The organism is Hydrogenophaga sp. (assembly GCF_048549895.1).
GTDB lineage: Bacteria > Pseudomonadota > Gammaproteobacteria > Burkholderiales > Burkholderiaceae_C > Hydrogenophaga.
In genome coordinates this window covers 1-12,048 of sequence record NZ_JBLYYB010000245.1, presented here as the reverse complement: position 1 = coordinate 12,048, position 12,048 = coordinate 1, and the positions used below count along the sequence as shown (strand labels likewise).

The window sequence follows — 12,048 nt, the reverse complement described above, 5'->3', positions numbered from 1 at the left end:
TGATGCCTATTGGAATTCAAATCGGGAGTTCTGGGTATCCGTGATCACCCCGAAACATCAGCATTCATGCGGGCTGCAGAGGTATTGCAGGGGCGACCACGTAGGTCATGTCGGCCACCCAGAGCTGATTGGGGCCGCTGGCCCTGAACTGACGCTTGACCAGGTCATTGGCCGGAGAGTTGCGTTTGTCGCGTCGCGTGGTCACCGTGAAGCCACGGCGGCGGCTGATGCCCCGGATGTGGGCCAAACGCATGAGACGCGCCACGCGCTGGCGGCTGATGCACACACCTTGCTCGATGAGCTCGGCCCTCACGCGTGGCATACCGTACGACTCGTAGGAGTCCTTGTGAATCTGGCGTATCCGTTCGGTCATCACCGCGTTGGTGATGCTGCGCTGGGAGGGCGCGCGCTCTCGCCAGGCATAGAAGCCGCTGGCGGACACACCCAAGACGCGGCACATGGTGCGCACAGGGAAGTCGGCCTGGTTCGCCATCACGAGTCCGAAGACTTCGTTGAAGTCGCATCGCTGCGACCGGCAAACCAGGCCGTAGCCTTTGCCAGGATGTCGCGCTCCTGCTGAACCTGGCGCAGTTGACGACGCAGCCGTACCAACTCCTCGCGCTCTGCGGAGGTCAACCCTTCCTTGCCAGGCAGCGGCTTGCCGCTGTCAATGGCGGCTTGGCCGACCCAGTTGGTGATGGACTGCGCGGTGACATTGAACTCGCGCGAGAGCTCCGTTGGTGAGCGACCAGCTCGAACAAGCTCGACCATTTGCTGACGGAACTCCGCCGGGTACGGCGGTCTGACTTTGGACATTTGCGACTCCTTGAACACAAAGAATGATGTGTCCACGGACTCGGGTCAACTCCAACTCCACAGCCGCTGGCGCGGGCCCAGCCGGCAAAGCCGCGACGCATGGAGTGGCTACTGTATTTCTCAGGTGACTCGACGCCCGATTCGGCGAACAGACTGCGCAGCAAGGGGATCAGGCTGTTGACGTGCAGGCTCTCCTCGGCAACATGGCCCCAGCGGTCAATCTTGCGGAACACCGGACCCTCGGTCAATCCAGCGAGGCTGACCCAAGCATTGAAAGCAGTCACGGGACATAGGCGGGACAGCGCCGGGCATCTGAAAAAGCGGCCCTCACGCTGCCTGTCGCCTTTACTGCGGCCCAGGTAGCAGGTCGTGCCTTGGCCGGGGGTGACCTCGACGTTCTCAACGCGCAGACTCGTCACTTCGTCGGAGTGAAAGCCGCGCCAAAATCCGAGCAGTATCAGGCTGCGGTCGCGCGTGTGGCGCAGCGCGGCTGACTGGTTGCCGGACCGCTGCGCATTGGTGATCGCGGTATTGAGCCATTGATCGACTTGCTGAAGAACGGCCAGTTCGAGTGGGCGGGCGCGTTTCTCCCGCACGCTGTGCACGGAGCGAATGCCTTTGAGGACCTGGCGCACCAAGGCCGATTTGGTGGGGTCGGAAAAGCCTTGGTCGGTGTGCCAACGCGACAACGCCGCAAGACGTTGGCGCAGGGTGTTGATCGCCTGGGTAGCCGCATGATCGGCCAGATAGCGGGCGATGGCGTCTGCCGTGGAGGGCAGCAAACCTTTGCACTCAACCTCAAATGCCGTATTGCCGACGCGTAGCTCCTGCGCGTGCTGTCGCTCTCGGCGGCCTCGAGATACTTTGCAAGACGGGCCATTTTCCCAACTGGCTAGCGGTGAAGAGCCGAGGTTGATGATCGGATTGGAGACGCCGCCTAGAACAGCAAGCGAAGCCCAGCTTGCCACTGGGTAGCAGCTGTCTCCCCGCCGGACTGCGACCTTGGATAAAACGTTCGTTTCAAGCCCAGGTAAGGCGCGACGCGCCGGTTGAACTCGTAGCGGGCCTGTACCCCCACATCGACCTGATATGCGCCGCGGCGCACTGTCGTATCGATGTCGGATGCCGACCACTCCAAGTCAACCGAAGGCGAGACGATGAAGCGATTCGTGATCAGAAAACTGTTTTCAAAGCGCGTTCGAGCGAAGACCTTTCCGTCGTCACGAATGAACAGCTTCAGATCGACGTCGAAGGCGTAGGGCGCGAGCCCGCGCACACCGAGCGCGAGGTAGTCACGTTGCTGGGGCCGCTCGTCGCGACGCAGGCCGATCTGTGCGTCCCAGAACGGCCGAATGTACCGGCCATAGAGAACTTGCAGCTCAGCCGCTTCGGTGCGCCCGCTGCGCTGCTCCGCGTCGAGCGAATACCACAGACGGTTGAAGTCACCACCAATCCAGCCATCGACGGCCAGTGACTGTACCGAGCCAGCAGCCCCGCGCACTTTGGCTGCACCAGCTTCGACCAACGCGTAAGAGTAAATCGACTCGTCCTCCATCGCCTGCGCACCCAAAGCAACGGTAACCAGCAGCGCAGTGCCCGCGTGCCGCAGCGCCATCCTCATTTTTTTCTCCATCGGTGTGATCCTTAGGCCACTTTGACCAGGCGCATCATCCCGGTAGCAGCGTGGTAGAAAAGGTGACAGTGGAATGCCCACATGCCTTCATCCTCAAAGGTGGCATCAAGCTCGACGGTCTGCGCCGGCGGCACGATGATCGTGTGCTTGCGCGGGCCGAACACACCGTTGCCGTTGACGAGTTCCATGAACACGCCGTGCAAGTGCATCGGGTGTTCCATCATTGTTTCGTTGACGAACTTGATGCGCACGCGCTGGCCCAAGCCCATCTCGAAGGGCGCCGCCTGCGACATTTTCTGGCCGTTCATGGTCCAGAAGTAACGCGCCATGTCGCCGGTCAGCCGGACCAGCAATTCTTTTTCCGGCGCGCGGTCGTCGGCATTGCGGGTTGCGGCACGCAGATGCGCGTACGTCAGCCGGCGCAGGCCGTCCGAACTGGGCTCGAGCTTCGGGACCGCGGCACTCATGCCCGGCATCTCGGCCATACCCGCCATGCCGGGCATACCCGCGTGTGGATCGGCGGGCTTGGTCGATGCTGGCATCGCCATGCCGGCATGTGGATCGGTCGGCTTCACGGTCATACCCGACATGCCAGAGTCCGGGGCGACAGCTTTGGCCGGCGCTGGCATCGCCATACCGGCATGGCCTGCGGCCGCCGCATCACTTGCCGGCGCTTGGCCCATATCCATTCCGGCCATACCATCGCCGCCACTCATGTCCATGCCGGCCATTCCCATGTCGGCCATCGTGCGGACGGGCTTGGGTCCCAGCTCGGGCACCGGCGCACTCATGCCGACCTCCGGCGCCAACGTGCCGCGCGCATAGCCGATACGGGCGATGGTGGGCACGAAGATCGTGTAAGCCTTGGCTTCCTTCGGCTGCACGATCACATCGTAGGTCTCGCCGTTGCCGATGCGGAACTCGTCCACCTCCACCGGGTTGACGTTCTGGCCATCGGCCTGCACCACCGTCATCGGCAGGCCCGGGATGCGCACGTCGTACAGGTTCATCGGCGAGGCGTTGATGAAGCGCAGTCGCACCCGCTCCCCGGGCTTGAACAGGCCGGTCCAGTTCTCGTCGGGGCGCTTGCCCTGCAGAAGGAACGACCACTCGTCGCCACCGTCGCTGTAATCGGTGGGGTCCATGCGCATCTTGGCCCATTCCATGCGCTCGGCCCACAGCGTGTCGCGCGCCTTGGCGTCGGGAGCGCTGCGCAGTTGGGCAAAGAACTGCGGGGTTGTCACGCGGCGGTAGTTGTAATAGCCGTCCTGCTTCTTCAGATTGGCCAGCACCTGCTGCGGCGGCGTGTCGATCCAGTCGGAAATCACGACGATGTAGTCGCGGTCATACTGAAACGGGTCGGGACGCGCTGGCTCGACAATGAGCGGCGCGAAGTAGCCTGCAGCCTCTTGCAGCGCGGCGTGGCTGTGATACCAATAGGTGCCAGACTGGCGCAGCTTGAAGCGGTAGGTGAAGGTCTCGCCGGGGCGAATGCCGGGGTAAGTGACGCCGGGCACGCCGTCCTGATCGTTGGGAACGAGTAAGCCGTGCCAGTGGATACCGGTGACCTCGCGCAAATTGTTCGTGACGCGGATCACCACTTCGTCGCCTTCGCGGAAGCGCAGAACCGGTCCCGGCATCGTGCCGTTGATGGTGATACCTTGAGCTGGTTTGCCGGTGATGTTGAGCGGGGTCTCTGCCACGCTCAGGTCGTACTCGCGCGACACTGGGGTGTTGCGCAGTTCGACGGCCCGCACCTGAGCCCAGGCGCTTGGTAGGGCGGCCAGCGCGCCCAAGCCGGCCAGGGTTTGCAAGGTTCGGCGTTTGGGTGTGTCCATGGGGTTGAGCCTCCTCTACCGTGTTTATTTGACGGCTTCGATCGCGGTGACGACGATGCCACCATCGGCTTTTTCGGCGGTGAAGTTCACCTTGTCGCCGGCCTTGACCTTGTCCAGTAGCGCAGCGTCCTTAACCTGGAAGACCATCGTCATGCCGGGCATGTCCAGGTTCTTGATCTCGCCGTGCTTGAGCGTGATTTTCTTGGTTTCCTTGTCAATCTTGCGCACTTCGCCTTCGGTCATCGAGGCGGGCATGCCGTCCATCTTCATGCTGGGCATGTTCATGCCAGACATTTTGCTGTGGTCCATCGCCTGGGCTTGAACGCTCATGGCAAATGGCGCAGAAGCCACAAAGGCCAGTACAGCGAGGAAAGGTTTGAAATTTTTCATAGCGACAACTCCGTACATGAAATAGAAGAATTCTGGCGCAGACGACCAACACCATCCGGTGCCGCGCGGTACTGCCACACCGTGCTGATCGTCACTTCACGGTATGCCAACGGACCATCAGTGTTTATGATCGCCGTGCCCGCCAGCATTGGGAGCGCCGGCCTTTTGTGCCACAGTGACGAGACCCTTCATGCCGGCATCATAGTGGCCGGGCTGCAGGCAGGCGAAGTCCACCTTGCCAGCCTGGGTGAAGCGCCACACGACCTCGCCCGTCTTACCGGGCGCTACGGTGACCATATTGTCCTCGGCGTGTTCCATTCCGGGCATCTTGATCATCATCGCAGCGTGCTCCTTCAACTCCTTCAGCGAGCCGATCACCAACTCGTGTTTGACAGCCCCCGAGTTTTTCACGACGAAGCGCACGGTTTCACCTTGTTGCACTGAAACCTCGGCTGGCGTGAAGCGCATGCTGTCCGTCATGTCGACCTCCACGGTACGGGTAACCTGCGCGGCCTTGCCGGGTTCACCAACAGGGTTGCTGCCGTGGCCGGGGGCGGCCAACGTGGCTGATGCGGCTAGAAGCGCCGTAACGAACAGCAGCGGACGGATGGATCTGGGGTTCATTGGAAGTCCCTTATTGAGTTGATACAGCGATTGATGCATTACCAACTCAGCATCCTACTCACGCTAACCACCAATGTGCTGACGGGAACATTACAAAGATGTCAGCTTTGTCCGTGCCAGCTACGCGGGGAAGAGCGCTCCAGCGGCGGCGGTCAGCGACATGGCCCCAGCACCCCACAACAGAATCCGCAAGGCGGACCGCATCTTGGGCGCTCGGCCGATGTAGGCGGCCAGGATGCCCAGCGCTGCCAGCCCGACGAGGCTGCCTCCCACAAGCCAGCCCGACGAGGCTGCCTCCCACAAGCCAGCCCGTCAGGCTGGCGCGTGGCGCCAGCACCAACACCAGTAACGGCCAACCCGCGCCCACGGCGAAGCTCGCTGCCGAGGCCAGCGCAGCCTGTGTGGGCCGCGCGGCCAGTTGGTCGGACAACCCGAGCTCGTCCCGCGCATGCGCGGCCAAGCCGTCGCGAGCCATCAACTGCCGCGCGACTTCATCGGCCAAGCCCGGCGCCAGGCCTCGCGCCACGTAGATGGCGGCCAGCTCGCCATGCTCAGCCGCTGGGTCTGCAGCCAGTTCTTTGCTTTCGCGCTCAAGGTCGGCGCTTTCGGTATCGGCCTGCGAGGCCACGGAGACGTACTCGCCAGCCGCCATCGCAGCGGCGCCGGCCACCAGCGCGGCCACGCCTGCCACCACGAGGCTCTGGCGATCCGCCCCCGAGGCTGCGATGCCGACCAGCAGGCTGGCCGTCGAGACGATGCCATCGTTCGCGCCGAGCACCGCGGCCCGCAGCCAACCAACGACATTGCTGCGATGGCGTTCGTCGTGCCTCATCACATCACTGCGACGTTGCCGAGGCGCCAGACGCCTTGGCCGCCACGGCGAGCTGCGCCTTCGTCATCACGACGATCAGCACGAGGATCACGCCGAGGAAGATCGCGCTCGTACCGACGGTGCCGAGCCCCATGCCGCCATTCGTGAGCGGTTGCGACAGCAGGTCGCCGAACGACGCGCCGAAGGGCCGCGTCAGGGTGTAGGCGATCCAGAAGGCGGCGACGGCATTTACGTTCAACAGACGGTATGCCGCGTACGTGACCACGATGCCGGCACCGAACACCATCGCAGAATGCAGGTAGCCGAGCTTGAGCTGTTCGGCCAGCAGGTCTCCCGCTGCCGTGCCGAGCGCAAAGGTGAACAATATCGTCGCCCAGTAGAACCACTCGCGCCGGGTGGTGAAGATGGTGTGGATTGACAGCGTCCTCTCCACCGCATACCAAACCGCGAAGGTTGCAGCGAGCATGGCTGCGAAGACGTCCGTCGTGGTTTGCAGAGGGATGCCAAAGTGGTCGGTCAGGTTGTCGGTGATCAAGGTGCCGACCACGCTGATGAGGACCACGGCGACCCAGTAGATCCACGGAACGTAGCAGTCCTTGCGGAACTGCAGCGCCAGCGCCGCAAGCAGCAGCGCACCCATCACAGGCGACGTGTTGGTGAGCCCAAGGTTGCGATCGGTGTTCAGGAAAATCACCAGTGCGACGGTAGCGACCAGCGGGCCACGCGACCACGTCTTCACATGTCGCAGCCGCGGCCATCTGTGCGGGCAGCAGCGCCTACCTCATGAAGAGCGCCGTGGAGCAGGAGGGGCTGGACACATTCCGCGCCGTCAAGCGCGGCGAATCTCGCCTGTCTCTGACGATTGCGCGCAAGGTGATGAAGCAGTTTCGCGGCTTCGATGCGTGCGCAGCCACCGCGCGCAGCTGCGCGGCGACCATCGATGTGCCGCTCACCGCCAAGGAAGAGCGCGTCCTCCAGCTCAACGCCGAAGGCAAGAGCAACAGGCAGGTTGGCGCAGCGGTGTTCCTTGCCGATGGTACGGTAAAGAGCTACGTCAGCCGCATCCTGGAAAAGCTGCACGCCCGCAGCCGAACCGGACTGACCGTTTGCGCCGTGGGCCGCCGCAGCTGATCCGGCCGGCTGCACGCCGGCGGGGGTGACGGTCGTCATGGTTCGGTCTTCACTTCGTGACACGGTCGATGATGAACGGGCTCTGACGTACGGGGCCAGTGTGCCTGAAATTCCTGAACGCCCAACAAGACCCGCCCTTCCAGGAGCCCCGTGATGCCCACTCCCGAACCGATCCTTCGCACCGCTTTCACTCGCCTGTTGCACGCAGCGTTGCTACTTGCCGCGCTGTGGCAATTGATCGGCTCGAACTTCATTGAACCCGCACGCGTTGGCCAGCCGGCCAACCTGATGTTCGAGTTGCACGAGATCGGCGGCTTGGCCACGCTGGGCCTGGTGGTGGCGTTCTGGCTATGGAGCCTTGTGCGCCGCCGCGAGACACCGTTCGCAGCCTTGTTTCCGTGGTTGTCCTCCACCCGACTGCAAGCAGTGGGCGCCGACCTTTCTCGGCACTGGGGCGAACTGAACAACCTTCGCCTGCCCGGCGGCGAACCCGAAACGCCGCTGGCAAGCGCGGTCCACGGGCTGGGTCTGCTCACGGTATTGGCCATGGGCGCGAGCGGCGCGTGGCTGTTCACGCAGACCGTGCCCGAGGGCTTGATTCTGGAAGTGCACAAGATCACCTCCAACCTGATGTGGGCTTACATTGTTGCCCACGCTGGCCTAGTCTTACTGTGTCACAAGAGTAGTCTTTTGCTTGCGCGGCCGCAGCAGGGACATTGGCCGAGGCGGGCGAGCAGTACGTAGCTGAGTTGGTGCCGCAGCGTCGTGATCGAATGGATCACGTGTCGCTGGGCGCGCAGGGCTGCCCCTGGGGATGTAATCCTCGGGAAGGGCAGGCACTTGGCGTTCGGCGAAGTTTTTTTTGCCGCCGACAGGTTTGTCGGCAATGAGTCGCTCAGCCATCAAGAAAGCGTAGGCCGCGATGCTCAGGCTGGCATGGTGGTGGAATCCCCGCCAGCCGCGCCCCTCATAGTGCCCCAGTCCGAAGTCCTGCTTGAGGTCTTGGTAGTCACGCTCGATTCGCCAGCGCTGGTAAGCGGCGCTGACCAAGTCGTTGAGGGAAATGCTCGCTGGCAGGGTCGACAGGATGTACTTGACCGGCTCGGCTTGGTCCGCTGGCCACTCGATGAGCAACCACTCCTGTGGGCGCAGACGCGACTTGCCGGCGTTGCCGCCCGCATGGCGAACCCGTACGGCCGCGAACCGGCCACTCAGTGGCTCGTTGGTACCCTGGCGCCAACTGATCGTCTGGAACGCCTGCGCCGGCAAGGACAGGGCCAGGGCCTTGACACTCATTGGCTGCAACTCGGCGGTGCGGCGAGGAACCACCGGGGGACGCCCCATTCCCCCATAGGGCGCAGGGGGCAACGGTTCAACGCCAGGGGGCCAGACCACGACCGCTGAGGTGACACCCACGGCGTACAACAAGCCCATGTCGCTGAGCGACTGCCGAAACCCGGTGTCCACGCCGTAGCCGGCATCGGCCAGTACACAGTGGCGGGGTGCGCCCTCGCTCAGCAGGGTCTGCAACTGCTGCAGGGCGATCTGTGTCTTGGTGGCAAAGCGAAGCGACTCTGGCACACCAGCGCGCTTGCGTCGCGTTGGGTCCTGCGCCCAGTTCTCGGGTAAGTAGAGTTGCCACGCCACGGGAATGCTGCCCTGGTCACAAGCCAGCGAAACACTCACCGCCACCTGGCAGTTGTCCTGCTTACCCAGCATGCCGCAGTATTGGCGGGCCACGCCCACCGAGTGCACGCCCTTCTTGGGAAAGCCGGTGTCATCAATGATCCACCAGCCCCCGCGGCTGAAATCCATGTGTGGCACAACCCACTGACACACCCGGCGCAGCACTTCGGCATCCGACCATTCGGCCTTGGCGACGAAGTGATGCAGGGCCTGGTGTCTGGCGCTGGCATGCAGCGGGTCCACCCTCGCCGCCATCGGCTCAACGCTCTTGCGGGCCAGCGGCAGCATCAAACCCGTGCAATAGCCCTTGAGCCCCGCATGCCGATCCGCATGTCCCAGCCCCAGCGCCAAATGCGCCATGTAACGATCAAACCGTTTGCTTGTCCCCATTGCCCCTCTCCAGAAAATGAGAGGAAATCATGATGCCACATTTGTGACACAGTAAGACTAGGTAGTTAGCTAACTTTTGACGCTAAGCTGTCAAATGTAGCGTTTCCACTATGGCCTGCCTTTTTTCAGTTAGTCGGTCCTGATTTATTCGTTTTCAGAGGGCGGCCAGCCCATCCGCCGCTTTGCGTTGGCCGCTCTGGGACACGCTGCGCCGGGCCTTGTTCAAAGTCTCAGCGAGCGCCTCCCGCACAGCTTGCCCGATGGCGCTGGCCTTGCGGTCAATCTCGCGTTGCAGGCGACCAACGATGGTGCGCTGGCGCTTGATGGCCCGACGCATGCGCTTGAACTGGCGGGCATGTGCGTAGCGCCCAGCCTTGCGGCCCAGCTCCTTGCCCTCCTCGGCAAAGGTCTGCTTCAGATCGACCCCGGCGTCCTTGGCCGCCCCCACCAGCTTGGCGCGCGCGATCTCCAGCAAGCGGCTGTCGGTGGGGTGAGCAATGGCCTTGTGCTGTACCGTGCTGTCCACGATCACGCGGGCGAACTCCTGCGGTTTGATCAGCTTGAGAGCAACAGCCACGTTGATGGTCTGCGCCAGCAGTTCTTCGACACCTTCCTCACCCAACAGCTGGCGGAACTTGATCAGGGTGGTGGCGTCGCAGGGACGGCGATGTTCAAAGTACGCCTGGCCCGAGAAGAACTGCCACGTTGGCGTCTCGCTCCAGCGCTCAACGACGCCCTCGTCGGACTCGTTGAAGGCGTGTTTGAGGTACAGCAGCGCGATCATGATGCGCAGCGGCACGCGGGGCCGCCCGGCGTTGCTGGGAACAGCGGCACGCTGCACCTGCTCCCCGAAGAGGTCCGGGTCAGGCATGGCCACACCGGCGCGACCTCTGCGAGAGAAGACCTGGGCCACCCGTGCTTCGATCGCCTTCCAGGGCATGCGCGAGGCCAGCACAGCCATCGGATGGCGCAGGTCGATCATGTGATCGATGCGCGAACGGAGGAAATCATCGGTGGCGGCACAGGAAAACAGCACGGCAGAACTCCCAGAAACTTGCCCCTATTGGAATTCAAACTGGGAGTCTCGGCCATCGGCAATCACCCGAAAGTCCAGTGTTTATGCGGCCTCCGGGGATTCTTCAGGGACGACTATGTAGAGCCTGTTAAGTCGCGATTATCTTTCTCGTCGCTACGCACACGAGCGAACATACCGTAGATTACAGTGTGCTTTGACTACTTGCGAATGTAGCCAAGATCCATAGTGCTTCCCATCCAAGGGAAAGATTGCACCATCAAAAATTTTGAATCAAATACGAAAAACAAAGCTTCACATTCCCTTAAAGAATGTGAAGCTTGTTTTACGACACTGACCTTAGGTCGCTACGTCAACCGAGATTAAATGAAACTTAAAAGTTGTGACGAACACCGACTGCCACAGAGCTGAAATCAGCACCTGGGATTCCCGTAAAGTAGGTGGCGCCGCTCTTGTTCTCCACGCGCGTGTAATAACCGTACACTTTCGTGCGTTTACTCAGATTATAGTTGTAGCCTAATGTGTATTGCGTGGCTTCACTGTTAACCACGTTTTCATATTCGCCCGCGCGACCAACGTTTACATGGAATTCTGAAGCACCAATCTTGTAAGCCGCGGCCAAGCGTAAGTTGTTACGCGTACCAGCTCCGGTAGGCAGGAACTGATTTGCGTCTTTGTTACGCTGATAGTAGCCTGCAACCGTCAGTTGTCCAAAGGAATATAGAGCGCGCAAGGAAAATTGATTATTGCTGTTGACACTGCTATAGCCAGCACCGAGGTCAAGCGCGCCAATTGCGTAGTTGGCAGCGAAGTCATAACCGTTTTTGCCGCCGGTATTAGACGGTTGCTCATGAAGCACAACCGCAGCTTCCGCAGTGAAGCCCCCGATGTTTGGGGAGCGGTAGCCAATCGTATTACTAGTGCCTAGGCCCCCAAGCCACACCGGATCATAGTAGAGGGCATCGGATGAAGAGCCCGTATCATGATTATGCATGCTGATGTAGTCGGCAGAAGCGTAGTACGACGCGGGGAAGAAGTTACCTAGGCGCACAGTACCAAAACGGCCCGACAGGTTTACTTCGCTTTGACGATTGAAGAGTGCGCCACTTCCACCCGTGTCTGATTGAAAGCCGCTTTCCAACTCAAAGCCAGCCTTCAGGCCACCACCGAGATCCTCAACGCCTTTGAAACCAAAGCGAGAACTGTTGTTATTCACAACTGTGGTCTTCAAGCCGCCCACATCTTGGCGTTCCACTGTGGTGTTTACACGGCCGTACAGCGTTACGCTGCTTTGGGCAAACGCGGAGCTGCTTCCGAGAAGGGCAAGTACGGAAAGTACAGAATATTTATTTTTCATTTGATTTCCTTTAAGCTAAAAACTCGTACAAGAGGTAAGTTAATGGGAAGGTTCGCACCTTTCGTGTCAGTCGAAGTCGTCCTGAAGGTGTCCAACAATCGAAACTCCGTAACCGAGCACATGGAAGAGGTCCGGCCTCGTAGTGTCTTTTAGTCAGCGCGAAATTCGTGCCATTTTAGGAAAAATAACTAGTTTCTTGCTGACATTTCCAAGAAAATCGTTGCTATATTACAACGTTAAGAAGTGGCCCCGCATCTCTAAACAGATGAGATAAAGAGGGTTCCATGCAACTCCAAGCTGGCCCCAATCGGGCACACG

The 12,048-nt window shown here is 61.1% G+C and carries 10 protein-coding genes and 3 pseudogenes; 3 read left to right on the top strand and 10 right to left on the bottom strand.

Translation table 11 applies throughout. The annotated features are described in order from the left end of the window. Positions 1-97: 97 nt before the first annotated feature. Positions 98-816, bottom strand: a pseudogene (locus ACN4F8_RS22170) (IS3 family transposase); the annotation flags it as partial. A gap of 539 nt (positions 817-1,355) precedes the next feature. Here ACN4F8_RS22170 and ACN4F8_RS22165 point away from each other — a divergent pair. Beyond that, positions 1,356-1,640: a hypothetical protein gene (locus tag ACN4F8_RS22165; RefSeq protein ID WP_419475551.1), complete on the top strand. Its 285-nt coding sequence runs from the start codon at positions 1,356-1,358 to the stop codon at positions 1,638-1,640. Between the two features lie 113 nt (positions 1,641-1,753). Here ACN4F8_RS22165 and ACN4F8_RS22160 read toward each other — a convergent pair whose 3' ends face one another. The 6 genes and pseudogenes from ACN4F8_RS22160 to ACN4F8_RS22135 all read right to left on the bottom strand — a co-directional run bounded on the left by ACN4F8_RS22160 (position 1,754) and on the right by ACN4F8_RS22135 (position 6,827). Continuing rightward, complete coding sequence (locus ACN4F8_RS22160) at positions 1,754-2,449, bottom strand: copper resistance protein B (RefSeq protein ID WP_182121057.1); 696 nt, start codon at positions 2,447-2,449, stop codon at positions 1,754-1,756. Between the two features lie 11 nt (positions 2,450-2,460). Further along, positions 2,461-4,287 (bottom strand): copper resistance system multicopper oxidase, encoded by a 1,827-nt coding sequence (locus ACN4F8_RS22155; RefSeq protein WP_182121056.1) that lies wholly within the window; start codon positions 4,285-4,287, stop codon positions 2,461-2,463. A 24-nt stretch (positions 4,288-4,311) separates the two neighbouring features. Further along, a complete protein-coding gene (locus ACN4F8_RS22150; RefSeq protein ID WP_182121055.1) occupies positions 4,312-4,677 on the bottom strand; it encodes a copper-binding protein in 366 nt (121 codons plus the stop codon). Between the two features lie 117 nt (positions 4,678-4,794). After that, on the bottom strand, positions 4,795-5,301 hold the full coding sequence (locus ACN4F8_RS22145; protein ID WP_182121054.1) for a cupredoxin domain-containing protein: 507 nt from the start codon (positions 5,299-5,301) through the stop codon (positions 4,795-4,797). Between the two features lie 120 nt (positions 5,302-5,421). Further along, positions 5,422-6,133 (bottom strand): annotated as a pseudogene (locus ACN4F8_RS22140) (VIT1/CCC1 transporter family protein). 4 nt (positions 6,134-6,137) lie between these two features. Then, positions 6,138-6,827: a hypothetical protein gene (locus ACN4F8_RS22135; RefSeq protein ID WP_416142269.1), complete on the bottom strand. Its 690-nt coding sequence runs from the start codon at positions 6,825-6,827 to the stop codon at positions 6,138-6,140. A gap of 89 nt (positions 6,828-6,916) precedes the next feature. On the opposite strand from ACN4F8_RS22135, the gene ACN4F8_RS22130 reads away from it, so the two are divergent. Together ACN4F8_RS22130 and ACN4F8_RS22125 are read left to right on the top strand one after the other, a co-directional pair. Beyond that, complete coding sequence (locus tag ACN4F8_RS22130; protein WP_182121052.1) at positions 6,917-7,264, top strand: response regulator transcription factor; 348 nt, start codon at positions 6,917-6,919, stop codon at positions 7,262-7,264. 153 nt (positions 7,265-7,417) lie between these two features. Next, a complete protein-coding gene (locus ACN4F8_RS22125) occupies positions 7,418-8,008 on the top strand; it encodes a cytochrome b/b6 domain-containing protein (protein ID WP_182121051.1) in 591 nt (196 codons plus the stop codon). Here ACN4F8_RS22125 and ACN4F8_RS22120 read toward each other — a convergent pair. From ACN4F8_RS22120 to ACN4F8_RS22110, 3 genes and pseudogenes are all read right to left on the bottom strand, one after another. Next, a complete protein-coding gene (locus ACN4F8_RS22120) occupies positions 7,931-9,340 on the bottom strand; it encodes an IS701 family transposase (RefSeq protein WP_182121050.1) in 1,410 nt (469 codons plus the stop codon). The two genes, ACN4F8_RS22125 and ACN4F8_RS22120, sit on opposite strands and share 78 nt — an antisense overlap. A 169-nt stretch (positions 9,341-9,509) precedes the next feature. Next, positions 9,510-10,373 (bottom strand): annotated as a pseudogene (locus ACN4F8_RS22115) (IS5 family transposase); the annotation flags it as partial. A gap of 373 nt (positions 10,374-10,746) precedes the next feature. After that, positions 10,747-11,730: a porin gene (locus ACN4F8_RS22110; RefSeq protein WP_419475550.1), complete on the bottom strand. Its 984-nt coding sequence runs from the start codon at positions 11,728-11,730 to the stop codon at positions 10,747-10,749. Between the last annotated feature and the right edge of the window lie 318 nt (positions 11,731-12,048).

Bases quoted from the DNA above. Each gene is read 5' to 3' on its own strand.
- ACN4F8_RS22130 (WP_182121052.1), top strand. From the start codon at position 6,917: ATGAAGAGCGCCGTGGAGCAGGAGGGGCTGGACACATTCCGCGCCGTC.
- ACN4F8_RS22145 (WP_182121054.1), bottom strand. From the start codon at position 5,301: ATGAACCCCAGATCCATCCGTCCGCTGCTGTTCGTTACGGCGCTTCTA.
- ACN4F8_RS22160 (WP_182121057.1), bottom strand. From the start codon at position 2,449: ATGGAGAAAAAAATGAGGATGGCGCTGCGGCACGCGGGCACTGCGCTG.
- ACN4F8_RS22155 (WP_182121056.1), bottom strand. From the start codon at position 4,287: ATGGACACACCCAAACGCCGAACCTTGCAAACCCTGGCCGGCTTGGGC.
- ACN4F8_RS22150 (WP_182121055.1), bottom strand. From the start codon at position 4,677: ATGAAAAATTTCAAACCTTTCCTCGCTGTACTGGCCTTTGTGGCTTCT.
- ACN4F8_RS22125 (WP_182121051.1), top strand. From the start codon at position 7,418: ATGCCCACTCCCGAACCGATCCTTCGCACCGCTTTCACTCGCCTGTTG.
- ACN4F8_RS22120 (WP_182121050.1), bottom strand. From the start codon at position 9,340: ATGGGGACAAGCAAACGGTTTGATCGTTACATGGCGCATTTGGCGCTG.
- ACN4F8_RS22110 (WP_419475550.1), bottom strand. From the start codon at position 11,730: ATGAAAAATAAATATTCTGTACTTTCCGTACTTGCCCTTCTCGGAAGC.